Genomic DNA, 23,991 nt, shown 5'->3' with positions numbered 1-23,991 from the left:
GTCAGTTCCCCGGCTTGGTCGAGGTGATCGCGGTTCCGAACAGACGATCCCACAGCGGCGTCGTGATCGCGTAGTTGCCATGTTCGCTGATGTGGTGGTGGCGCATGTGGTGCTGCTTGATCGCGCGCGCCATGCGGCCGCGCATCGGCCACTGATGGCACGCGAAATGGGTGAAATCGTAAACCACGTAGCCCGAGATGAAGCCCAGGAACAGCCAGTCCCCACCCGGTCCGACCATCGAGACGCAGGCGTACCACACCGCCGCGGCGATCGGCACGCTCACGATCGGTGGCATCATGTTGCGCAGCCTATCATTGGGGCTCGCGTGATGATTGCCGTGCATGATGAAGGTAAAAGCCTGCAGCGGCTTCCACTTCAGCCGTAGGTGGAACAGGAAGCGATGCATGGCATATTCGAACAGCGTCCAGAGCCACAGCCCGCCCACGACCAGGCTGAACGCGGCAGCCACGCTGACGGTGCCCCAGCCCATCCAGACCAGGAAGGGGAGAAACATCCCCCAGATCACGCCGAAAGCGACGGGGGAAACCACGGTCAGCTTTTCAAGCCACGCGTTCCGAAACAATCTGATCGGTTGCAGATGCGAACTCCGGGCTGTCATAACCTTGACTCTGGACAGGACAGGCCTCCAAGTGTCAAGAGTCTAAAGTCCCCAAAATAGGCGAATGCACCCCTCCGGACGACAGGATGCCCAAACCGCCATCCCACTGAAAATGCGGTATTGGCGCGTGTGCAGTGCAGTAGAAATTGCATAAATCCACGGGTTCGCCCTTGGTTAGGACTCAGGATTACACCCCTATATGGCCAGCCCTATACGGTTTGATGGCAGTTTTGTTCCTGCCCCCCAGACAGGCCGGGTTCTTGTCGTAGGCGCATCGGGCGAACTGGGTGGCGCCCTCGCGCGGCATTATGCCCGCGCGGGCGCCCGGCTCTCGCTGTGGGGGCGCGACAGTGGCCGGCTCGATGCCGTCGCCGCAGCTTGCCTGGAGCTTGGCGCGGGCGCGGTGGATACCCGATCCCTGGACCTATCCGATACCGATGGCGCGCTGGAAGCCCTGTCGCGCGAAGAGGCCGACGAGCCGTTCGGCCTTGCCTTGTTCGCCGCGGGATGCGGCGATATCCGGGCGGCGGGCGCGTTGGTGGAGGACGCCGCGCAGGTCGCGCGTCTGGGGCAGGTCAATTTCGTGGCGCAAGCGGCCATGGCCGCCCGTTGCGCCCAAGCGATGGCCGCGCGCGGGCACGGCGCGATCGTCGTGATCGGTTCGGCCGCCGCCGATCACGCACTGCCTTTCGCCGCCGCCTATGCCGGATCGAAGGCGGGTCTGGCCCGCTTCACCGACGCGCTGCGCATCGGTGTGCGGCCTTACGGCGTATCCGTGACGCTCGTATCCCCCGGCTTCATCGATACGGCAGCAGCCCGGCGGGTTCCTGGCCCCAAGCCGCTGATTTTGAAGCCTGACAGAGTCGCCGCGCTGATCGCGAGAGCGGCAGCGCGCCGAAAGCCCCATGCCGTGCTGCCCTGGCCGTTTGGGCTGCTCCGGCTCATCTCGGCGATCCTGCCGCGCTTCCTGCGCGATCGGTTGCTGCGCGCGCTTACGCCGCCGGGAGTGTAGCCAGAAGATCGTGGACCGCGTGATGGAGCTGCGCCGGGGTCAGATCCACGCGCCGCCGCTCCCCCTTCACCACCGCGCCGAAGGCATCGAGGCGGACGACAACATACGGCGTGTGGCGCACCGGCCCCGGCGTGGTGACACCGGGGATGCTCGGGCGGTGATCGCCGAAGAAGACGAGGACCGAAGGCCGGCCAAGGTCAGCCAGCGCTTCGAGCAATGTCGCCAGCATCGCATCGCTGTTACGCACAAGGCGCAGATAGGAGGAAACGAGATCGCGCGGCCCCGATCCATCCTCGGGTGCCCAGGGGCCGTGATTCTCGATCGTCACGGCGTAAAGCACCGTTGCTTCCGTGGCCTTTCGTGCCAGATCGCCAATCGTTCCAGCCATGGCCGCGTCGGTTACGTAGCGCCCCTCTCCTGCCGAGGGCGGCGCGAAATGTTCCTCACCCACCATCTCCGCGAACCCGGCGGCGGGCATGATGCGTTGCCGGTTGTAGAAGCGCAGATCGTGCGGGTGCAGAAACAGACTCCGCCAGCCGCGCCCGGCCAGGCGGGCCGGCAAGGCGTGCGAGGCTTCGCCCACCGCGGTCAGGAACGGATCGAACCGGCGAAAGCCCAGTTCCTCCTCGTCCCGCCCAAAGATCAGGCCATATTCGGTGCGCATGGTATAGGCGCCGAACCCGCTGACGTTGAGATCGCCCCATTGCCAGGCGACCGAACGAGCGCGGGCCAGACCCGGCAATTCCAGCGCCGGATCGCCGAACAGCTCCACGGGATCGGCGAAGGATTCGCATTGCACGATCACCGCCAGCGGAGGTTCGGCTGCCGTCCTTCCAATCGCCACCTCGGGGTGCGCACGCGGCGCGGGATTGGCCGTCGCGCGCCAGCGCAGCCAATAAAGCAGCAGAGTCGCCAGCAAGCCATGGCGGCACACGTCCCCGTCCAGATCGGGCGCCGATGCAAGATCGCGCCATGGCGGAATCGCCATGACCCACCGCAACAGCACCAGACTGCCCGCCAGCAGCACCGCGCCGGCCAGATGGGCACCGATGTCGCCGACGAATAGCCACGCGAACAGCGCCAGCAGCACCGGTCCGCTGGCGATCAGCGCACCCTTTTGCACCGGGCTCAACGCCGACAGATAGAACTGCGGATGGCGCAACACCGCGCCGACAAGCACGAGGTCGGTAAACACCAGTGGTTCGCCCAGCATGGTGTGCTTGGCGTTGGAAACAACCGTGAACAGCGCCACCAGCGCCAGCGTCAGGATCGCCGAGGCCAGCGGATTGCCGCAGATGCCAAGGAACAACCCGAAGCCGCTGGCGACCAGCAGCATGTGCAGCACCATGCCGGCCGCGCTGCGCAAAGGCCAACGCGCATCGCCGCCCCGCCGGGGGCGAACCAGCCCGTCCAGCACCAACGACGCGGCGACAAGCCCCGAAAACAGCAGAAACGTGCCTGTCACAGCCCCTCGATAGAACATCCGCGCGGGCAGGGTGGCCGCTGCGTGAATGCCTTAGCCATCCCCGAAGGCAATGTCATGGGCGGCTCGTGCGCAAGTGGATGAAATTGATTGGTGGAAACCTGAACATGGCTCATCGACGCTTCGTGCGCTTCGCCCTAGGGACGTCTGGATGAGGTTCCGGAACACTTGCCGATGCCCGATGAAATAGTGCGTACCGGGGAACGGCGCCGGGTGCTGTTGCTGCAAGGGCTGATGGGGCCGCTGTTCCGCCATCTGGGACAAGGTCTGATCCGCGCCGGGCACACGGTTTACAAGGTCAATTTCAACGGCGGCGACCGGGCGTTCTGGCGCCTGCCCGGCGGCATCGACTATCGCGGCACCCTGCAGGACTGGCCCGCCGCGCTGGAGCAGATGCTGCGCGACCGGCAAATCACCGACGTGGTGCTGTTCGGCGATTGCCGCGATCATCACATGGCCGCAACGCAGGTCTGTCGTGCGCTGGACGTGCCGGTCCACGTCTTCGAGGAAGGCTATATCCGGCCGGACTGGGTCACGCTGGAGCTGGGCGGGGTCAATGGCCATTCGTCGCTCCCGCGCGATCCGCAGTGGTATCGCGATACTGCCGCCGCGCTGCCGCCGGTGCCGCAGCACAGCCAGGTGCCCTCCTCTTTCCGCCGCCGCGCGCTGGAAGGGCTACTCTACAACGTCGCCGACGTGTTCACGCGCTGGCACTATTCCAACTGGAACAACCATCGCCCCTGGCCGCCGCTGGTGGAAGGCATGGGCTGGCTGCGCAAGCTGCGCGCGCGCAAGCTGCGCGAGGCGCAGGCCGCCCGGTTGTTCGCGCGCATGGAAGCGTCGCCAGAGCCCTATTTCCTGTTCCCGCTCCAGCTCGATTCGGACGCGCAAATCCGGCTGCATTCGCCTTTCGCGGGCATTGCGGAAGCGCTGAACCTGATCATCGCCTCGTTCGCCCGGCACGCCCCGGCCGACACGCGTCTGGTCATCAAGGAGCATCCGCTCGACAACGGCGTGCGCGATTGGGAGCAGGCGGCGCGCGATCTGGGCGAACGCTATGGCGTGGCCGCGCGGATCGACTACCTGGCCGCCGGAGACATCGTGGCCGTTGCACGCGACGCGCGCGGCATGGTCACCATCAACAGCACCAGCGGCACGTTCGCGCTGGCGATGGGCGTCCCCGTCGTCGCGCTGGGCCACGCGGTCTACGATATCCCGGACCTCACCGCGCAGGGCGGGCTGGACGCCTTCTGGCAGAACCCGGTGCCGCCCGATCCCGAAACTTTCGCCGCGTTCCGCCGCGTCTTGATCGAACGCTGCCTGATTCCCGGCGGCTTCTTCTCGAAGGAAGCGCTCGACAAGGTCGTCCGGCACGCCATCGCGCGGTTCGAGGGAATGCCGCTTCCGCCCGAATAACCGGCGGGGAGACGCCCTACGGCTTGCTGTCGTTGCGCTTGGGCACCTTGAACGTGCCCGAAATACGCCCGCCGCCGTTGCCGGAACCGTTGACGCCGGGAACGGAGGAACCGCCCGAACGGCCATCCACGCTGGACAGGCCGCTGTCGAGGTCGATCACCAGCCGGCCGCCGTTCAGCGTATCGGTGCCACGCCGCAGCGCCACGTTGCCGACCATCGTGATCAGGCGGCGGTTCACGTCATAGACCGCCACGTCGCCGCGCGCGGTTTCGTCGCGCTGCGTCACCACCACGCCGCCGGTCGCGTCGATCCGCTGGATCTCGGTGTCACCGCCGGTGTTGGTATAGGCCATCACGGTGCGGGCCGAGCGCATCCGCATGTCGTCCTGCGTGATGTCGACGTTCCCCGTCAGGATCACGCGGTTCTGCTTGTCCTGCAGTTCGATGCGGTCCGCCGCGAAGTTGACGGGCGCATCGCTGTTCACCCGCGAGGCCGCGTGCGCGGAAAGGGCCGCAACGACGGCGCCAGCCCCGGCAAAGCCCAGCAGGAACGCCCGGAAAGGCCGGGCGGAACGGATCGTTTCGCGAAGGGACGTCATTTGCCGAGGTGCAGTCATGGCTTGCGCATCTTGCCCGGTTCCATGTGAAGACGTGCATGGCCGTCCAGCGTGACGGTATGCGCGGAGAGGTCGGCGAATATCCTGTCGGCCGAGAAAGTGCCAGCCGGAATGCGGCCTTCCGCCGGCCCCTTGCTGTGCAGGTTCTTGCCCCGCACATCGAACACCACGTTGTTCGCGGTCATGCGATAGCCGTCCGACGTCTGGAAATTGACCGGCCCGGCCACGTCCACCTGTTCGCGGCTGAAATCATAGTTGCCGGCATTGGCCGAAAGGATCGCCGGCCCGTCGTCCATCAGCATCCGCGCGGTCAGGTCGTTCATCATCACCACGGGAACCCGCGCCGAATGCTGGACGGCGGACCCGGCGGTGATCGAGAACGTGCGCCCGTCGTCGTCCAGGCCGCGATACATCGCGCTGGCGGCACGCAGACGATCTTCCAGGATGGAAACCTTGTTGCGATCGAGCAGGAAGCTGATCTCGCCGCGCGGGGAAAGCGGGGTCAGCACCATCACCGCCGCCAGCACGCCAATCGCGGCCGGCAGCGCCACCGCCAGGAACCGTACCAGACGGTCATGAAAGCCGCCCGGCGCCGCGAAATGCTGGCGGCGCGAGCGGATCTTCTCGGCTTGGACGGTCATCCCCGCAGCCTCATTCGTGACTGAAGATGTCCCGCTCGGCCCAGCCGGCCAGATCGAGGCGCGCCCGCACGGGCAGGAAGTCGAAACAGGCCTGCGCCATCTCGGTCCGCTTCTCCCGCGCCAGCCGTTCAACCAGAATGGTGTGCATGGCGTGGAGGTGGCGCACGTCGGACGCGGCATATTCCTGCTGCGCGTCGGACAGGACCGCCCCGCCCCAGTCGCTCGACTGCTGCTGCTTGGAAATCTCCTTGCCCAGCAGTTCGCGCACCAGATCCTTCAGGCCGTGGCGGTCGGTATAGGTCCGAACCAGCTTGGACGCGATCTTGGTGCAGAACACCGGCGCGGCGGTAATGCCCAGATAGTGTTCGATCGCGGCCAGATCGAACCGGGCGAAGTGAAACAGCTTCAGCCGCGCGGGATCGGCCAGCACCGCCTTCAGGTTCGGCGCGGCGTAGGCACTGTCCACCTGGAAGCGGACAAGGTGCTCATCGCCCTGCCCGTCGGAAATCTGGACCACGCACAGCCGATCGCGCGGGGTGATCAGCCCCATCGTTTCGGTATCGACGGCGACGATGCCCGGCGCCAGCGCGCCTTCGGGCAAATCTTCTTCATGCAGGTAGACGGCCATGGACCCCGCCTACGATGAATGCCGGGAAACGGCAACCTTGGGAATGCCGGGAAACGGCAACCTTGGCTTTGGCGCCCGGCAGGCTTGTGCGCCCGTTTCGAGTTGCGGTAGGAACGCCTTTCCTATGGCAACTCCCCTTCCCGAAAGCTGGCAGCCGGCGCTGGCCCCTGTTCTCGCCACCCGCCCGCTGCGGGCGCTGGGCGGCTTCCTCAACACCGAAGAGGCGGCCGGAAAGGCGATCTTTCCGCCACGCGGATCCCGGCTGCGGGCGCTGGAACTGACCCCGCTGGACGCGGTGAAGGTCGTGATTCTGGGGCAGGACCCCTACCACGGCCCCGGCCAGGCGCACGGCCTGTCGTTCTCGGTGCCGCAGGGCGTCAAGCCGCCGCCATCGCTGGTGAACATCTACAAGGAACTGGAAGCCGATCTCGGCCTGCCACGACCTTCCCACGGCAATCTCGAAAACTGGGCGCGGCAGGGCGTGCTGCTGCTGAACAACGCGCTGACGGTAGAGGCCGGGCAGGCCGGATCGCACGCCGGCAAAGGCTGGGAGGATTTCACCGACGCGGCGGTGGCCGCCGTTGCGCAGCGTGACGTGCCCACCGTGTTTCTGCTGTGGGGCAGCCATGCGCAGAAGAAGGCCGCGCGCGTGCCGGGCCTGGCCAATGGACCGCACCTCGTCCTCAAAGCGCCCCACCCCAGCCCGCTGTCCGCCCATGCCGGCTTCTTCGGATGCCGCCATTTCAGCCAGGCCAACGCCTTTCTCGAACAACACGGCCGGGGTGCGATCGACTGGCAGCCCTGAGCCGCCGACGTGGGCGCGCAATCGCCTCCGAAGCAGACGCAAATCCGGTTGCCGCATCCCCGGCGGCCGGTCACTCTTCCCGTCCGCGCGATGCGGGAGGGAGCCTGAATCATGACCAAGACACTGTCGTTGGCGCTGTACGGAGCGCTGTACGGGGCGCTCTGCGCGGCCGCGCTGGCGCCTGCCGCCGCACAGGTGCCCCCGCCGGGAGCAGGGATCCCGGGCGGCTGGGCGCCCGCCGGCGTCAACGATCCGCAGGTACGCCAGGCCGCCGATTTCGCGGCATCGCAATTGCCGGGCGGGGGCACGGTCAGAAGCGTCGATTCGGCCAGCCAGCAAGTCGTTGCCGGCATGAACTACCGCATCGAGCTGACGCTCGCCGATGGCAGCCGCTGGGCGGTGACCGTCTACAGGATGCTATCGGGCCAGATGCGCCTGAGCGAATCGACGCGGCTGGCAGCCGCCGCGCCACAGGTGGCGGCCAGCCTGCGCCTTGCCCGGAACGGGCTGCAGGTGCGCCGCGCCGGGGCGGCGCCGATCGTCCTCTCCTTTGGCATACCCCGCGCACGGGTGCTGGAAGCGCTGCGCTTCCGCCCGGCCCCACGGACCAGCACGAACGGCGAATGCGGCGCCGGGCCTGTTGATTTCGCGCAGTGGCAGGATGGCGTGAGCCTGCTGTTCCAGCATGACCGGTTCGGCGGCTGGGTGCTGAGCGGCCGGAACACAACCATCGGCACGACCGACGGCATCCGCATCGGCACCACCCTCGCCGAGCTGCGCAAAAAGCGCGGCTTCCGGCTGGAACGCACCACACTGGGCCACGAGTTCACCGTGGGCGCGATCAGCGGCATCGTAAACGGCACCGGCGCCCGCGCGCGCGTGACCGACCTGTGGGCCGGCCTCTCCTGCGCCTTCCGCTGACGCGGCGCGCCTGGGGGCATGCCAGCGTTATCTTGAATCGTCATTGCGAGCGGTACGCGAAGCAATCCAGAGCCCCACATGCTGCTCTGGCCTGCCCCTGGATTGCCGCGGGGCTTCGCCCCTCGCAATGACGAGGCCGAAACGGAAAAGGGCGCCCCGCACGGAGCGCCCTTCCTGTCTTGTCCCGCAGAACCGGCCCGATCAGCGCGGCAGTTCGGAAACCCCCATCAGCGCTTCGTCCACCGAACGCGCGCACTGGCGGCCTTCGCGAATCGCCCACACGACGAGGCTCTGCCCGCGCCGCATGTCGCCGCAGGCGAACACGTTCTCGACGCTGGTCTTGTAGTCCACCACGTTGCCCTTGACGTTGCCGCGCGGGTCCAGTTCGACGCCGGCCTGTTCCAGCAAGCCCTGCTTGCGCGGGCCGAGGAAGCCCATCGCCAGCAGGATCAGGTCCGCCTTCAGCGTGAATTCGCTGCCCGGCACTTCCTGCATCTTGCCGTTCACCCATTCGACGCGGACGCATTCCAGCCCGGTCACGTCGTTTTCGCCCACCGCCCGCTTGGTCAGCACCGCGAATTCGCGCTCGCAGCCTTCCTCGTGGCTGGACGAGGTGCGCAGCTTGAGCGGCCAGTTGGGCCAGCTCAGCGCCTTCTCTTCCTTTTCGGGCGGCCGGGGCATGATTTCCAGCTGCGTGACCGACAGCGCACCCTGGCGGTTCGACGTGCCGACGCAGTCCGAACCGGTATCGCCGCCGCCGATCACCACTACGTGCTTGCCGGTGGCGAGCAGCGAACCGCGCGGCGCGGCGCGGATTTCATCGTCACCCGCGTTGCGCTTGTTCTGCTGCGTCAGGAATTCCATGGCGAAGCGCACGCCGGGAAGCTCGAAACCGGGAATGTCGAGCGGGCGCGGGTCTTCCGCGCCGCCCGCCATCACGATCGCGTCGAAGTTTTCCTTCAGCGAGGCGACCGAAACGGTCACGCCCACTTCGACGGAAGTGCGGAACTGGACGCCTTCGGCCTCCATCTGCACCATGCGGCGGTTGATGACGTGCTTTTCCAGCTTGAAGTCCGGAATGCCGTAGCGAAGCAGCCCGCCGACGCGATCGGATTTCTCGAACACCGTCACCGAATGGCCGGCGCGGGCCAGCTGCTGCGCGCAGGCGAGGCCAGCCGGGCCGGAGCCGACGACGGCGACCGACTTGCCCGTCTTCTTCGCGGGCACCTGCGGCTCGATCCAGCCTTCCTTCCAGCCCTTGTCGACGATCGCGCATTCGATCGATTTGATCGTCACCGGCTGGTCGACGATGTTCAGTGTGCAGGCCGCCTCGCACGGAGCGGGGCAGATGCGGCCGGTGAATTCCGGGAAGTTGTTGGTCGAATGGAGATTATCGAGCGCCTCGCGCCAGTCGTTCTCGTAGACCAGGTGGTTCCAGTCCGGGATCTGGTTGTTCACCGGACAGCCGTTGTGACAATACGGAATGCCGCAGTTCATGCAGCGTGAAGCCTGCCCCTGCAGCCCCGCCGCATCGTGCGGGATCACGAATTCGCGATAGTGCTTCAGCCGTTCCGCGGGGGAATCGTAGGTACGGTCCTTGCGGTCGACCTCGAGAAAGCCGGTTGCCTTGCCCATGATGTTTCCCTGATCCCTGTTCTTATTCGGCCGCGACGTTGGCGGCGGCGAGGCGCTCGGCCTCCATCTGGCGGAGCGCGCGCGCATAGTCGCGCGGCATCACCTTGACGAAGCGCTTCACCTCGTCGGCCCAGTTGTCGAGAATCGCGCGCGCCCGCTTGCTGCCCGTGTAGAGATGGTGGCGTTCGACCAGCACCTTCAGGCGTTCCGCATCGTGGCGGAGCATGTCGCCCATGCCGTAGTCATAGACGTCATGCCCGCGCTGCTGCGGGCGACCGGCTCCGTCATCCTCGTCGCGGTCGGCCGAAACGGGGATCAGGTCCACCATCGCTGGGTTGCACAGCTTTTCGAACTGGCCATCCGGATCATAGACATAGGCGATGCCGCCCGACATGCCCGCCGCGAAATTCCGGCCGGTCCGGCCAAGCACGGCCACCACGCCACCGGTCATGTATTCGCAGCCATGGTCCCCGGTGCCCTCGACAACCGCGATCGCGCCCGAATTGCGCACGGCGAAGCGTTCGCCGGCGACGCCGTTGAAGTAGGCCTCGCCCGCGATCGCGCCATAGAGCACGGTGTTGCCGACAATGATGTTTTCGGTCGGCTCGCGATCGACATGCGCCGGCTGGCGCACGATCACGCGGCCGCCCGAAAGGCCCTTGCCCACGTAGTCGTTGGCATCGCCCACCAGATCGAGCGTGACGCCGTGGGCCAGGAAGGCGCCGAAGGACTGGCCGGCAACGCCGGTGAAGCTGACCTGGATCGTGTTGTCCGGCAGCCCCTTGTGGCCATACTTCCGGGCCACTTCGCCCGACAGCATCGCGCCCACCGTGCGGTTGACGTTGATCACCTTGCGTTCGAGCCGGACCGGCTCGCCCGTGTCCAGCGCGGGCGCGCTGGCGGCGATCAGATCGTTGTCGAGCGCGGCCTCGAGGCCGTGATCCTGCGTGCCGCTCCAGTTGAGCGTGGTGCCGGGCACCGGATCGACCTGGTGCAGCAGCTTCGACAGGTCGACGCCCTGCGCCTTCCAGTGCGCCACCGCCTTCTTGGTATCGAGCCGGTCGACCCGGCCGACCATTTCCGCGACGGTGCGGAAGCCCATCTCGGCCATGATCGCGCGCAGTTCTTCCGCCACGAAGAAGAAGTAGTTGATGACGTGTTCCGGCTGGCCGGTGAAGCGCGCGCGCAGCACCGGGTCCTGCGTGGCCACGCCCACCGGGCAGGTGTTGAGGTGGCACTTGCGCATCATGATGCAGCCGGCCGCGATCAGCGGGGCGGTAGCGAAGCCGAACTCGTCGGCGCCGAGCAGCGCGGCGATGGCCACGTCGCGTCCGGTACGGATGCCGCCGTCCGCCTGCACGCAGATGCGCGACCGCAGGTTGTTGAGCAGCAGCGTCTGTTGCGTTTCAGCCAGCCCGATTTCCCACGGAGACCCGGCGTGGGTCAGCGAGGTTAGCGGCGAGGCGCCGGTGCCGCCTTCGTAGCCCGAGATCGTCACGTGATCCGCGCGCGCCTTGGAAACGCCCGCCGCCACGGTGCCCACGCCCACTTCGGACACGAGCTTGACCGAAATGCGCGCGCGCTGGTTGGCGTTCTTGAGATCGTGGATCAGCTGCGCCAGATCCTCGATCGAATAGATGTCGTGGTGCGGCGGCGGCGAGATCAGGCCGACGCCCGGCGTGGAGTGCCGCGTCTTGCCGATGGTCTTGTCCACCTTGTCGCCGGGCAGCTGGCCGCCTTCGCCGGGCTTCGCGCCCTGCGCCATCTTGATCTGGATGTCATCGGCATTGACGAGGTATTCCGCCGTCACGCCGAACCGGCCCGACGCGACCTGCTTGATCGCCGAACGCATCGAATCGCCGTTGGCCAGCGGCTTGAAGCGCGCCGGATCCTCGCCGCCTTCGCCGGTGTTCGACTTGCCGCCGATGCGGTTCATCGCCACGGCCAGCGTGGTGTGCGCTTCCCAGCTGATCGAGCCATAGCTCATCGCGCCGGTGGCGAAGCGCTTGACGATCTCGCTCGCCGGCTCGACCTCGGCAATGTCGATGGACTCGTCGGCCTTCTTCAGATCCATCAGCCCGCGGATCGTCAGCATCCGTTCGGACTGGTCGTTGATCGACTGGGCGAATTCCTTGTACTTGTCCGGAATGTTGCCGCGCACCGCGTGCTGCAGATTGGCGATGTTCGAGGCCGTCCAGGCGTGTTCCTCGCCGCGCAGGCGCAGCTGGTACATGCCGCCAACGTCCAGCATCTTGCGGTAGATCGGGTTGTCGCCATAGGCCGCCGCGTGGCGCCGCACGGTTTCCTCGGCGATCTGCTCGATGCCCACGCCCTCGATCGTCGTGGCGGTGCCGGTGAAATACTTGTCCACGAAGGCGGAGCTGAGGCCCACCGCGTCGAAGATCTGGGCGCCGCAATAGGACTGGTAGGTCGAGATGCCCATCTTGGACATGACCTTGAGGATGCCCTTGCCGATCGCCTTGATGTAGTTCTTCTGCACGTCCTTGGTGGTGAGCGGCAGCTCCTTGTCCACCCGGATCGCTTCCAGCGTCTCGAACGCCAGGTACGGGTTGATCGCTTCCGCGCCATAACCCGCCAGCACGCAGAAGTGGTGGACTTCGCGCGCTTCGCCGGTTTCGACGACAAGCCCGGTCTGCATGCGCAGGCCCTGCCGGACGAGGTGGTGGTGCACCGCCGCCGTGGCCAGCAGCGCCGGCATCGGGATGCGGCTGTCGCACTGGGCGCGATCAGACAGGATCAGGATGTTCTTGTCCGCCAGCACGGCCTCGGTCGCCGCCCAGCACATTTCCTTGATCGCCAGTTCCAGCCCCTGCGCACCGGCAGCGGCATCCCAGGTGGTGTCGATCGTGGCGGTGCGGAACGCGCCGTCGAGCGCGGCCTCGACCGAACGGATCTTGGCGATATCGTCGTTGGTCAGGATCGGCTGGTCGACTTCGAGCCGCTTGTGGCTGCCAGCGTCGCGGCCCAGCAGGTTCGGGCGCGGGCCGATCATCGAAACCAGGCTCATCACCAGTTCCTCGCGGATCGGATCGATCGGCGGGTTGGTGACTTGCGCGAAGTTCTGCTTGAAATAGTCGTAGAGCAGCCGTGAGCGGCTGGACAGCACGGCGATCGGGGTGTCCGTGCCCATCGAACCGATCGGGTCGTCGCCATAGACGGCCATCGGTTCGAGGAACTTGGTCACGTCCTCCTGCGTGTAGCCGAACGCCTGCTGGCGATCGAGCAGGCTGGTCGTCTCGACCGGCAGCGCCGCCAGTTCGGGCTCGACCACTTCAAGCTCCTTGAGCTTGTATTGCGCCGATTCCAGCCAGTCCTCGTAGGGCTCCGCCCCGGCGAGTTCGGCCTTGATCTGCTCGTCCTCGATGATCGCGCCCTTTTCCAGGTCGATCAACAACATGCGGCCGGGCTGGAGCCGCCACTTGCGCACGATGTCTTCCTCGCGGAACGGCAGCACGCCGCTTTCCGAAGCCATGCAGATCAGGTCGTCGCGGGTGATCGAGAACCGCGCGGGGCGCAGCCCGTTGCGGTCGAGCGTGGCGCCGATCTGGCGGCCGTCGGTAAAGGCAACGGCGGCCGGGCCGTCCCACGGCTCCATCAGCGCGGCGTGGTATTCGTAGAAGGCGCGGCGCTTGGAATCCATCAGCGGATTGCCCGCCCAGGCCTCGGGCACCAGCATCATCACCGCGTGCGCCAGGCTGTATCCGCCCGCCAGCAGCAGTTCGAGCGCGTTGTCGAGGCTCGCGGTATCGGACTGCCCGTGCGGGATCAGCGGCCACATCTTGTCGAGATCCGGCCCCAGCAGCTCGGATTCCATTGTGCGACGGCGCGCATTCATCCAGTTCACGTTGCCGCGAACCGTGTTGATCTCGCCATTGTGGGCGATGAAGCGGAAGGGATGCGCCAGCTTCCAGCTCGGGAAGGTGTTGGTCGAAAAGCGCTGGTGGACAAGGCCGAGCGCGGAAACGCAGTCCGGATCGCGCAGGTCGTCATAGAACGAGCCAACCTGGTTCGCCAGCAGCAGCCCCTTGTAGACGATCGTGCGCGTCGAAAAGCTCGGCATGTAGAGTTGCGTCACGCCCGGAAGCCCGTGCTTTTCGGCCATGGCGGCAAGCGGGTTCTGCGTCTGCTTGCGGATCGCCAGCAGCTTGCGCTCGAACGCGTCCTGGTCGGGCGTGCCCTCGCCGCGCTTGATGAAGCACTGGCGCACCACCGGCATCGATTCGATCACGGTCTTGCCGAGGCCGTCGAGCGTGACGGGCACGTCGCGCCAGCCGATCAGTTCCTGGCCTTCCTTGGCGATGAACTTCTCGAAGAACTCGGTCACGAAGTTCCGCGACGGCTCGTCCTGCGGCAGGAAGCACATCGCCACGGCGTAATCGCCCGGCGCTGGCAGTTCCTTGCCCTGCGCGGCCGCCCACTTGCGGAAAAGCTGATCGGGCAACTGGATCAGGATGCCGGCGCCATCGCCCAGCAACGGGTCGGCACCCACCGCGCCGCGATGGTCGAGATTTCGCAGAATTTCCAGCGCCTGCTCGATAATCGCGTGGCTTTTCGCCCCTTTGATATGGGCAACAAAGCCCACACCACAGGCGTCATGCTCATTACGCGGATCGTACAGGCCCTGAACCGGCGGAAATCCCATATCGAAGGTCGTCCCTACATCCAGAATTGGAAATATCGCACGAATCGCGCCGCCCCCCTTGGCGACGAAAGTTGCGCGAATATCCCCCATGACTGCAGGAAAGTTATTTTGCAACCGCGAGCGTCATTTCCCGCGCCGATCCGCGCGGGAAATACGGTTGCACCCTTCAAAACGGGCAGGATTCCGTCGAAAATGGCTACATTCAGGACCGATTGCGGACGTGGTTAGCCCTTGGCGGTCATTCTCTGGAGCGTGGCGAGGGCCGCGCGCAAGGCGCGGTCGGCCTCTTCGGGATCGCTGAACGCGGGAACGGCCCCGGCGGGCGGCGCGAAGGCCGGCGGCGCGGGTTCCGTCACAGACGATGGCATGGCCCGTCCACGGCTGGCCAACGGCGTATCGGGGCGGGCAAACGGCGGATCCACCGGCGCGTCGTCATGGCGGCGCGGCGCGGGGGACGGCATATCGACCAGCGAGGGATAGCGGTGTTCGGGCAACGGTGCCTCGCCGGACACGATCGCCAGGAAAGGCGGCGCATCCGCCTCCCCACCTGCTTCCGCGTCCTCCACGCCCTGTTCGACCGCGTCCGCGGCGTGCGTGGCTGTACCAGGCGGCAGCGTGGCGTCGACTTCCGCCTCGGCCCGGGGATCCTGTTCCGCGTGTCGCGCCAGTTCGTCGCGCCGGACCGCGATCGCCATCGCCAGCCGCTCGATGAGCTGCACGAGACCCAGCGATTCCAGCGGCGCGGCATCCATCGCGGGCGCATCCGCGCGTGCTTCCGCCGCATCGTTGAAAATGCCGGGCGCGGGCAACGTCGGATAGGGCTGCACAAAGGGACGTTGCGTGTCGGAGGCCAGCGGTAGCCGCGCATCATCTTCGCCGGGCGGAGCCTCTAGCCCTGCAAGATCAAGGTCCGCATCGGCCGATGGCTCGTCCGCCAGCGCGGCAGGCAGCGCAAGCAGCGGCGGCGCAAACGGTCCGTCGTCGATCATCGGCGCGGCAAGGCGCGCGGGAGCGCCAACTTCGTCCGCAAGCACGTCGTCTTGCCCGGCCGTTTCGTCCGGATCCGCCGCTTCAAGCGCCGTTCGGGACAAGTCCGCACCATCGACGGGCACCTCCGCGCCCCAATCTTCCGCGATCACGGGCTGTTCAAGCTCGCCACCCGGCTCCGGGTCCTCGAGCGCCGGCACCGTCGCCAATTCCTCGCTCAGCACCAGCGGCCGGCGCGGCGGGGCATCGGGGTGCGCGTCGCGCGCGCGGATTTTCACGGCACGTTGGGATACCGCCACGGCGGGCGCTCCGGATTCCATCGCCTCGTCGCGATCGGGCGTAGCCGGCATGTCGAGCTTGGCCGCCTTGCCCCTGCGCAACCGCGCGGCGATGACAAGGCCGATCAGCCCGCCGACCACGGCCAGCGCGAAAGCCACCAGCACGCGGGCGGTGAAACCCAGCGGCGGCGCGGCGGCCGGCAGGACCTTGGGCAGTCCGCTCGCCACGACCAGGCTCGCCAGCATCCGGGGCGGCACGACGAAGCTCGTCAGCCCCAGCAAGGCGGCGAACCACACTATCATCACCACCGGGAACAGGCGGTGCGCCGAAATCGATGCGGCCTGCTTGCGTTTCGCCTGCTTGCCCTGCGGAATGGTCACGTGCGTATCGATCCGTTCAAACCTGGCAAGTGCCCCACGCCATCAGGCGGCGACACCCGCAATTGTACCTTTCCCGGCTATCACCTTTTGGTAAACAGCTTGATAACGACGAACATTGCCGGCCCAGTCGTGCTCGCGCTCGACGAACCGCCGCGCCACCGCGCGCCGTTCCAGCCATGCGCTCCGGTCGCCCAACAGCGCGATCATTGCCTTCGCCAGCCCGGCAGGATCGTCGGCGGGAAACAGCGTGCCGGTCACCCCGTCCTCGATCAGTTCCCTGTGCCCGCCCACGTCGCTCGCGGCAACCAGTTTGCCTTGCGCCATCGCCTCCAGCGGCTTGAGCGGCGTGACAAGGTCCGTCAGCCGCATCGCCTTGCGCGGATAGCACACCACATCGGCCAGCGCGTAATAGCGGTCGACCTCGGCGTGCGGCACGCGGCCGACGAAGCGGATCGCGTCCGCAACCGACGAAGCCTCCGCCTGCGCGCGCAAGGCATCGCCCGCCGGGCCGCCGCCGACCAGCAGCAGCCTGGCTCCCGGCACCCCCTCCACGATCGCCGGCATGGCCGCGATCAGATCGTCCAGCCCTTCATAGGGATAGAAGCTGCCGAGAAAGCCGATCACCGGCCCGTCGCCCAGCCCCAGCGCTTCGGCCAGCGCCGGATCGCGCGGCTGTGCCTGCCCGAACATGGTCAGATCCACGCCGTTGGGCATGATCGACAGGCGATCGCGCGCAACGCCCCGCGCCGCCAGATCCTCCAGCAGGCCGCGGCAGATCGTCACCACCGCATCGGCGCCGGCAACCACGCGGTTCTCGAGCTGGCGGGTCAGCCAGTAGCGCGGCGAACCCTCGCGGCCGGTGCCATTGCCCACGGCGGCGTCTTCCCAGAACGCGCGGATTTCATAGACCACCGGAATGCCGAGCCGCCGCCCGGCGCGCACGGCGGCAAGGCCGCACAGCGCCGGCGAATGGGCGTGCAGCACGTCCGGCCGCCACGCGCGGGCCACCGCTTCGATCCGGCTGGCCAGAGCAACCACCTCGCGCCACTCGCGCACCCCCACGATGCCTTCAGCTTCCCCCGGCGTGCGATGGAATTCCAGCCCGTCGATCTGTTCGGGCGCGCCGTCGTCCGCCACCAGCGGCCCATCCGGCAAGCGGTGACGCTGCCCGGTGATCGCGCGCACCTCGATCCCTTGCGCCTGCTGGGCCTTGAGGATCGCGCGCGTGCGAAAGGTGTAGCCGCTGTGCAGCGGCAGGCTGTGGTCGAGAACGTGCAGAACGCGGGTCATGCCCCTTTCCTGCCACGCAAGCCTTAACGCGCCGTCAACCCCGTTCCGCTAAGCCCGCGGTCCCGGCAACGATCATCGCGCGGACATGACCCTGACGCCCTCCCCCCTGTCGCACTGCCGTTTGCCGCGCCTGCCCGGGACGTTGCGCCGCCAGCGGGGCCGCCGTGCTTAACCTGTTCCTTACCGCCTTCGTGCTGGCTTTCCTGGGCGCCGGGATGCGCCGGCCGTTCCTGCTGGTGCTGGCCTATACCTATATCGACATCGTCGCGCCGCAGAAGGTCACCTGGGGCTTCCTCGCCCATATCCCGATCTCGCTGATAGCGTTCGTCTGCGCGTTCGGCGCCTGGATGGTGGCCGAAAACAAGCAGGGCATCCGCTTCTCGTTCCGCCAGTTCCTGCTCCTGCTGCTGCTGGTCTATTGTGGGCTGACCACCCGCACCGCCGATTTCCCTGTGGAAGCGGCGGAAAAGTGGGGCTGGGTGTGGAAGGCACTGGTCTTCGCGATGTTCCTGCCGCTCACCCTGCGCACGCGCCTGCGCATCGAGGCGCTGGCATTGGTGATGGTGCTGTCCATCAGCGTGATCGTGATCGGCGGCGGGATCAAGACGCTTTCCTCCGGCGGCGGCTATGGCGAACTGAAGCTGCTGGTGAACGATAACACCGGCCTTTACGAAGGCAGCACGCTGTCGATGGTGGCGGTTGCGATCATGCCGCTGATCTACTGGCTGGCGCGGTACGGCACTATCTTCAAACCGGGAAAGCTGGTCACGCTTTATGCCCTGGGGCTCGGCTTTGCCTGCCTGCTGATCCCGGTGGGCACGCAGACGCGCACCGGCCTGCTGTGCGTGCTGTTGCTGGGCGTGCTCGTGCTGCGCACCACCAAGCGGCGCTTCACCTATCTCGCGGCAGCGGGGGTACTGGCCGTGGTGGCGATGCCATTCCTGCCCAAGAGCTATACCGATCGCATGAGCACGATCGAAAATCACCAATCGGATCAGTCCGCCTCCACCCGCGTGGCGGTGTGGAAATGGACGTGGGAATTCGCCAAGCACAACCCCTTCGGCGGAGGCTTCGAAGCCTATCGCCAGAACGAGGTGAGCTACAAGACCGTCAACACCGACTATGCCGGCAAGAACAACGCCGCGCTCGAAACCAACGATATCGTGGAAAAGGGCCGCGCCTATCATTCGGCCTACTTCGAGATGCTGGGTGAGCAGGGCTATCCCGGCCTGGGCCTTTGGCTGACGCTGCACCTTCTGGGGCTGTGGCAGATGGAGCGGGTGCGCGCACGCTGGACCAAGCGGGGTGGCCCGCAGGAGAGCCTGCCCGATGCGCGATGGATCGGGCCTCTGGCCAATGCGCTGCAACAGGGGCAGTTGGTCTATATGGTCGGCGGCAGCTTCGTCGGCATCGCCTTCCAGCCCTTTATGTACATGCTGATCGGGCTGCAGATCGGCCTGCGCGCCTATGCCATGCGGATCGACCCGAGCCGGGAGACGTTCCGTCCGCTTCGGCGGGTTAACGCGCCGTCGCGCGCGGCGACACAGGGCAGTTCGGGGCAGCCCCCGCTGAGCGCCCCCAGATGAGCGAGCCCCATCTCCACGAACCGAGCGAACGCAGACCACGCCATCTCGACTCGCTGACCGGCCTGCGCGGGATAGCGGCTTGGCTGGTGGTCCTCTATCATATCCGCTTGTCGCTGGTGTCCATACTGCCCCCAGGCGTCATCGCGGTCCTGGCGCGCGGCTATCTGGCGGTGGATCTGTTCTTCGTCCTGTCCGGCTTCGTCATGTGGTACAATTATGCCGTTCCACTGGCGTCGGGTGGGCCACGCGCCGCCGCCCGTTTCCTGTGGCGAAGGATGGCGCGAATCTGGCCGTTGCACCTGTTGATACTCGGCGGCTTCGTGTTGTTCCGAGCGGCACTGAACGTTTCCGGGCGCCCCGTAGAGGGGCTACCACTGGACGAATTGCCGCTGCAGGTGCTGCTGATCCAGAACTGGGGCTTTACGCACGAACTGGCCTGGAACCACCCGGCCTGGTCGATCAGCACCGAATTCGCCGCCTATCTGGTGTTTCCCGCGATTGTCGCGGCGGGCCAGCCGATCATGGGCCGCCGTCGCCTGGCGATCGCGATCGCGGCGCTGCTGCTGGCGGGAGAATATGCGCTGTTCACGCACCGGGGTCTGCGCACGCTGGGCGCGGACATCCCCACCATGGGGCTGTGGCGCTGCCTGATCGGCTTCATGCTGGGCACGCTGGCCTGCGTGATCTGGCAAGCGGCACGATCACCGCGCGCCTGGCCCTGGGCGCTGTTCGCGACGGGCTGGATCGCGCTGGGGAGCGTGGCCGGCTGGCCCGAAACCGCGATCGTCCCGCCCGCGATCGTCACCGCGATGCTGGCGCTGATTTATGATAAGGGGCCGCTGGCACGCTTTCTCGCCAGCCACGCGGCGGTGTGGCTGGGAGAGGTGAGCTATTCCACCTACCTCGCGCACGCCTTTCTGTTCCTGGTGTTCAAGCTGCTGTTCGTTGATGCCTCGCTGCAAATCGGCTGGGCGGAACTGGCGGCCTATCTCCTGCTGCTGCTGATCGCGTCGTGGGCGCTTTATCGCCTGATCGAAAAGCCGGCCCAGCGCTGGCTCAATGCGCGAACGCCGGGCTGGACCCGTCCCTTGCCCGCGTCGCCCGCCGAATAGCCCATCCGTCCTGACCGGATTGCGCCCGGTTGCACCTTTGCAAGGGTCCGTCCATGATGGCGGAACAAGAGAATGCAGGAGAGCAACGGTATGGCGAGGATCATTCCCGCGACAGAAATCAAGGCGCTGGCAGGCACGATCGTGGGCACATCGGAATGGGTCGAGGTCAGCCAGGAACGAATCAACCAGTTCGCCGAAGCGACCGGTGACTTCCAGTTCATCCACGTCGACGAGGAAAAGGCCAAGCTGACGCCGTTCGGCGGCACGATCGCGCACGGCTTCCTCACACTGTCGCTGATCCCGCTGCTGACACAGCTCAGCGATTGTCCGCGCCCCGAAGGCATCAAGATGGGCGTGAACTATGGCGGCAACCGCACCCGCTTCCTCACCCCCGTCCGTTCGGGCAAGCGCGTGCGCGGCGTGTTCAAGCTGCTGGAGATCGAGGAAAAGCGTCCCGGCCAGTGGCAGCAGTCCATGGAAATCACGGTCGAGATCGAAGGCGAGTCGAAGCCCGCCCTGATCTGCGAGTGGCTGACCCAGTTCTTCGTCTGAGAAGCGGCGTTTCGGGACGGTGCGGGAAGTCTTCTTTCCGCACCGTCTGTCTTCAGGCGACGGCCGTCAGCTTGCGGCCCTTGCCCCGGCCTTCGTGGCGCACGATCCACGCATCGACCACCGGCGCGATCTTGGTCCGCCAGCGCGATCCGTTGAAAATGCCGTAGTGCCCCGCCTCGGCGGCGAGGAGGTACTGCTTCATTTCCTCCGGCACGTTCGGCGTCACCTTGAGCGCGGCCTTGGTCTGGCCGATGCCCGAGATGTCGTCCCGCTCGCCCTCGATGCACAGGATCGCGGTGTCGTGGATCGCGCCCAGGTCGACCGCGTGCCCGCGATGGACGAATTCGCCCTTGGGCAGCGCGTGGCGCTGGAACACGACATCCACGGTCTGCAGATAGAACTCCGCCGGCAGATCGCAGACGGCGCGGTATTCGTCATAGAACGTCTTGGTCGCCTCGGCGCCTTCGCCATCGCCCTGCACCAGGTGCTTGAACAGCGAATAGTGGCTCATCATGTGGCTGCCGAGGTTCATCGACATGAAGCTCGCGAGCTGGACGAAGCCCGGATAGACCTGCCGCCCCTCGCCCGGATAGTTCACCGGCACCGTGGTGATGACGTTGTGCTTGAACCACACATAGGGCTTGGTGATCGCGTGATCGTTCACCGCCGTGGGCGATTCGCGGGTATCGATCGGCCCGCCCATCATCGTCAGCGTCACAGGTCGGCACGGATGGTCTTTGGCCGCCATGATCGCGGTGGCGGCAAAGGCCGGCACCGAAGGCTGGCATACCGCCATCATGTGCGCGCCGGGGCCGATATATTCGAGGAAGCCGACCAGATAGTCGATGTAATCGTCCAGGTCGAAGCGCCCTTCGGCCAGCGGCACGTATTTCGCGTCGGCCCAGTCCGTTATGTAGACCACGCAGCGTTCCAGCATCCGTTCCACCGTGCCGCGCAGCAGCGTGGCGTAATGGCCGCTCATCGGCGCCACGATCAGCAGGCGCGGCGCGTCGGGCGGAAGCCCTTCGTGCGTGAACTTCTTGAGATCGCCGAACGGGCGATGGATTTCCGTCGATTCCCGGACCGCGTGGGTCGTGCCATCGACATGGATCGTGCGGATGCCGAACGCCGGCTTGCCGCGCGGGGCCGCCGCGTGGGCGAACACTTCCAGCGCCGATGCCATCATCTGGCTGGGGCCGAAGCCGCTGAACGGAAGCCGGGGATCGCCCAGCAGGTCCGCTGTCATCGACGCCATCGCGCTGCTCGCGCTGAGCAGAGAGCGCTGGATTTCATAGGCCTTGTAGAGCACGGCCGTTGTCCTTGTTCTGTTGCCCGGCAACACCGGGACTCGCTTGCCCCCAGATTGCCGCGATTCGTTGCCTTGTGCAACGCAACATTGAAGATCGCGCTCCGACCGGACCAAACCGGACCCTAATCCTCGCCTCGATCGCGCGGGATGGACTGCGGAAAAAGCATTGCCGCGCCTTACCGGCATGCGCCCCCTTCCTGCGCGGGCGCGCTTCGGCTAGGCGAGCGGAATGGACGAGGGAACCCAGCCTGTCGAAGCCCCGCGCCCCGCGCGCACCCTGACCCCCTTGCGCATGGTATGGCGCCAGGCGCTCGACTATCCGGGACGGGTCGCCGCCGCCGCTGCCGCGCTGCTCGTCACCGCCAGCGCCACGCTGGCGATCCCCTCCGGCCTCAAGCTGATCGTCGACAAGGGCTTCTCGCAAGGGGCGGACATCACCGAGATCGGCCGCTGGTTCCGCTATCTGCTGCTGGTCGTGCTGGTGCTGGCCGTCGGCACCGCCTGCCGGTTCTATTTCGTGTCCTGGCTGGGCGAGCGCGTGGTCGCCGACATCCGCCTGAAAGTGCAGGCCAACCTGCTGCGCCTGCCGCCCAGCTTCTTCGAAACCAACAGCCCCCGGGAAATCTCCTCGCGCATGACGTCGGACACGGCGATCATCGAACAGGTGGTCGGCACCACGGTTTCGGTGGCGCTGCGCAACGCGATCATGGCGCTGGGCGGCATGATCTACCTGTTCGTGCTGGCGCCGAAGCTGACCGGCGCGGTGATCATCGGCATCCCGCTCGTGGTCCTGCCGATCGTGTGGTTCGGCCGGCGCGTGCGCTCCGTTTCGCGGTCGAGCCAGGACCGCGTCGCCGCGATCGGCGTGATCGTGTCGGAAACGCTGGGCGCGATGAAGATCGTCCAGGCCTTCGGGCAGGAAAAGCGCGAGCTGGAGCGGTTCGGCGAGCGCGTCGAACGCACGTTTGACGTGGCCCGCCGCCGCATCATCCTGCGCGCGGTGATGACGGCGATCGTCATTCTGCTGGTGTTTGGCGGCATCGTCCTGCTCGTGTGGGAAGGCGCGGTGGGTGTGGCCGAAGGCACTATCAGCGGTGGCACGATCTTCGCGATCGTGGTGACGGCGGGCCTCGTCGCCGGCGCGCTGGGCGCGCTGACCGAGGTCTATGGCGACCTGCTGCGCGGCGCCGGCGCGGCCAGCCGCCTCAACGAACTGCTGCTGGAACAGCCAGACATCGCCCCGCCCGCGCGGCCGACCGCGCTGCCCGTGCCGCCGCGCGGCCAGCTGGCGTTCCAGAACGTCGGCTTCCGCTATCCCAGCCGCCCGGAAGTGGCGGCGCTGGAGGATTTCTCGCTGACCGTCGAACCGGGCGAGACGGTGGCGATCGTCGGGCCTTCCGGCGCGGGCAAGTCCACGCTGTTCCTGCTGGCGCAGCGGTTCTACGATCCGCAGGCAGGCACCGTGCGCATCGACGGCGTGCCGCTGCCGTCGGCCGATCCGGCCGAGATTCGCGCGAGGATGGCGCTGGTGCCGCAGGACGGCACGCTGTTCGCCGCCAGCGCGCGCGACAATCTGCGCTATGGCAACTGGGCCGCCAGCGACGAGGACATCTGGGAAGCGGCGCGCGCCGCCAACGCCGAAAGCTTCCTGCGCGCGCTGCCCGAAGGGCTCGATACCTTCCTGGGCGAGGACGGCGCACGCCTTTCCGGTGGCCAGCGCCAGCGCATCGCCATCGCCCGCGCGGTGCTGCGCAACGCCCCGATCCTGCTGCTTGACGAAGCGACCAGCGCGCTGGACGCCGAAAGCGAACAGCTGGTGCAGGCCGCGCTCGACCGGCTGATGAAGGACCGCACCACGCTGGTCATCGCGCACCGGCTGGCGACGATCCGCGCGGCCGACCGGATCATCGTGATGGACGGCGGCAAGATCGTCGAACAGGGCAACCACGCCAGCCTGACCGCCGCCAACGGGCTCTACGCCCGGCTTGCGCGGTTGCAGTTTCAGGATGCCGCCGCCTGATCGCGTGTGCCCCGCAAGGCATTGCCGAAATTTAAGG

18 protein-coding genes are annotated in these 23,991 nt (G+C 66.8%); 8 read left to right on the top strand and 10 right to left on the bottom strand.

What is annotated here, in order from left to right; genetic code table 11:
• Window position 1: 1 nt before the first annotated feature.
• Window positions 2–550 carry a sterol desaturase family protein gene (locus tag NMD1_RS09990; protein ID WP_233497504.1) on the bottom strand — a complete coding sequence of 183 codons (549 nt, stop codon included), beginning with the start codon at window positions 548–550 and terminating at the stop codon, window positions 2–4.
• A gap of 268 nt (window positions 551–818) precedes the next feature.
• On the opposite strand from NMD1_RS09990, the gene NMD1_RS09985 reads away from it, so the two are divergent.
• Window positions 819–1,631 carry an SDR family oxidoreductase gene (locus tag NMD1_RS09985; RefSeq protein ID WP_124809924.1) on the top strand — a complete coding sequence of 271 codons (813 nt, stop codon included), beginning with the start codon at window positions 819–821 and terminating at the stop codon, window positions 1,629–1,631.
• Here the strand turns inward: NMD1_RS09985 and NMD1_RS09980 are convergent.
• Window positions 1,612–3,096, bottom strand: a complete 1,485-nt coding sequence (locus tag NMD1_RS09980) for an LTA synthase family protein (RefSeq protein ID WP_307545210.1) — start codon at window positions 3,094–3,096, stop codon at window positions 1,612–1,614. The genes NMD1_RS09985 and NMD1_RS09980 overlap by 20 nt on opposite strands.
• Before the next feature lie 192 nt (window positions 3,097–3,288).
• Between NMD1_RS09980 and NMD1_RS09975 the strand changes: the two genes are divergently transcribed.
• Complete coding sequence (locus tag NMD1_RS09975; protein WP_125954630.1) at window positions 3,289–4,530, top strand: capsule biosynthesis protein; 1,242 nt, start codon at window positions 3,289–3,291, stop codon at window positions 4,528–4,530.
• Between the two features lie 16 nt (window positions 4,531–4,546).
• Here NMD1_RS09975 and NMD1_RS09970 read toward each other — a convergent pair whose 3' ends face one another.
• The 3 genes from NMD1_RS09970 to NMD1_RS09960 are packed head-to-tail and all read right to left on the bottom strand — an operon-like array spanning window position 4,547 to window position 6,415.
• Entirely contained in the window at window positions 4,547–5,128 is a 582-nt protein-coding gene (locus tag NMD1_RS09970; protein WP_125954629.1) for an LptA/OstA family protein, read from the bottom strand.
• 14 nt (window positions 5,129–5,142) lie between these two features.
• Entirely contained in the window at window positions 5,143–5,787 is a 645-nt protein-coding gene (locus NMD1_RS09965) for an LPS export ABC transporter periplasmic protein LptC (protein ID WP_124809928.1), read from the bottom strand.
• A gap of 10 nt (window positions 5,788–5,797) precedes the next feature.
• Window positions 5,798–6,415: a ribonuclease D gene (locus NMD1_RS09960; RefSeq protein ID WP_125954628.1), complete on the bottom strand. Its 618-nt coding sequence runs from the start codon at window positions 6,413–6,415 to the stop codon at window positions 5,798–5,800.
• A gap of 124 nt (window positions 6,416–6,539) precedes the next feature.
• On the opposite strand from NMD1_RS09960, the gene ung reads away from it, so the two are divergent.
• Together ung and NMD1_RS09950 are read left to right on the top strand one after the other, a co-directional pair.
• Window positions 6,540–7,220, top strand: a complete 681-nt coding sequence (gene ung, locus NMD1_RS09955; protein ID WP_125954626.1) for a uracil-DNA glycosylase — start codon at window positions 6,540–6,542, stop codon at window positions 7,218–7,220.
• 111 nt (window positions 7,221–7,331) lie between these two features.
• On the top strand, window positions 7,332–8,141 hold the full coding sequence (locus NMD1_RS09950; protein ID WP_125954624.1) for a cystatin domain-containing protein: 810 nt from the start codon (window positions 7,332–7,334) through the stop codon (window positions 8,139–8,141).
• 201 nt (window positions 8,142–8,342) lie between these two features.
• On the opposite strand, the gene NMD1_RS09945 is transcribed toward NMD1_RS09950, so the two are convergent.
• The 4 genes from NMD1_RS09945 to NMD1_RS09930 form a co-directional block, all read right to left on the bottom strand.
• On the bottom strand, window positions 8,343–9,776 hold the full coding sequence (locus NMD1_RS09945) for a glutamate synthase subunit beta (RefSeq protein ID WP_125954622.1): 1,434 nt from the start codon (window positions 9,774–9,776) through the stop codon (window positions 8,343–8,345).
• Window positions 9,777–9,798: 22 nt separating this feature from the next.
• Window positions 9,799–14,439, bottom strand: a complete 4,641-nt coding sequence (gene gltB, locus NMD1_RS09940) for a glutamate synthase large subunit (protein ID WP_125954620.1) — start codon at window positions 14,437–14,439, stop codon at window positions 9,799–9,801.
• Window positions 14,440–14,663: 224 nt separating this feature from the next.
• The gene (locus NMD1_RS09935) at window positions 14,664–16,085 is read right to left on the bottom strand and encodes a hypothetical protein (RefSeq protein WP_125954618.1); all 1,422 of its coding nucleotides are present in this window, start codon (window positions 16,083–16,085) and stop codon (window positions 14,664–14,666) included.
• Between the two features lie 42 nt (window positions 16,086–16,127).
• On the bottom strand, window positions 16,128–17,375 hold the full coding sequence (locus NMD1_RS09930) for a TIGR04063 family PEP-CTERM/XrtA system glycosyltransferase (RefSeq protein ID WP_125954616.1): 1,248 nt from the start codon (window positions 17,373–17,375) through the stop codon (window positions 16,128–16,130).
• Window positions 17,376–17,539: 164 nt separating this feature from the next.
• On the opposite strand from NMD1_RS09930, the gene NMD1_RS09925 reads away from it, so the two are divergent.
• From NMD1_RS09925 to NMD1_RS09915, 3 genes are all read left to right on the top strand, one after another.
• The gene (locus tag NMD1_RS09925) at window positions 17,540–18,961 is read left to right on the top strand and encodes a putative O-glycosylation ligase, exosortase A system-associated (protein ID WP_125954614.1); all 1,422 of its coding nucleotides are present in this window, start codon (window positions 17,540–17,542) and stop codon (window positions 18,959–18,961) included.
• Window positions 18,958–20,073, top strand: a complete 1,116-nt coding sequence (locus NMD1_RS09920; RefSeq protein ID WP_125954612.1) for an acyltransferase — start codon at window positions 18,958–18,960, stop codon at window positions 20,071–20,073. Before NMD1_RS09925 ends, NMD1_RS09920 begins: the two co-directional genes overlap by 4 nt.
• A gap of 90 nt (window positions 20,074–20,163) precedes the next feature.
• On the top strand, window positions 20,164–20,625 hold the full coding sequence (locus NMD1_RS09915) for a MaoC family dehydratase (RefSeq protein WP_125954609.1): 462 nt from the start codon (window positions 20,164–20,166) through the stop codon (window positions 20,623–20,625).
• A 52-nt stretch (window positions 20,626–20,677) separates the two neighbouring features.
• Here the strand turns inward: NMD1_RS09915 and NMD1_RS09910 are convergent, their stop codons facing one another.
• Complete coding sequence (locus NMD1_RS09910; protein WP_124809939.1) at window positions 20,678–21,934, bottom strand: polyhydroxyalkanoate depolymerase; 1,257 nt, start codon at window positions 21,932–21,934, stop codon at window positions 20,678–20,680.
• Window positions 21,935–22,163: 229 nt separating this feature from the next.
• Between NMD1_RS09910 and NMD1_RS09905 the strand changes: the two genes are divergently transcribed.
• On the top strand, window positions 22,164–23,954 hold the full coding sequence (locus NMD1_RS09905; protein WP_124809940.1) for an ABC transporter transmembrane domain-containing protein: 1,791 nt from the start codon (window positions 22,164–22,166) through the stop codon (window positions 23,952–23,954).
• Window positions 23,955–23,991: the final 37 nt, after the last annotated feature.

Source organism: Novosphingobium sp. MD-1 (assembly GCF_001014975.1).
Lineage (GTDB): Bacteria > Pseudomonadota > Alphaproteobacteria > Sphingomonadales > Sphingomonadaceae > Novosphingobium.
This window is presented reverse-complemented; position numbering and strand designations above follow the sequence as displayed.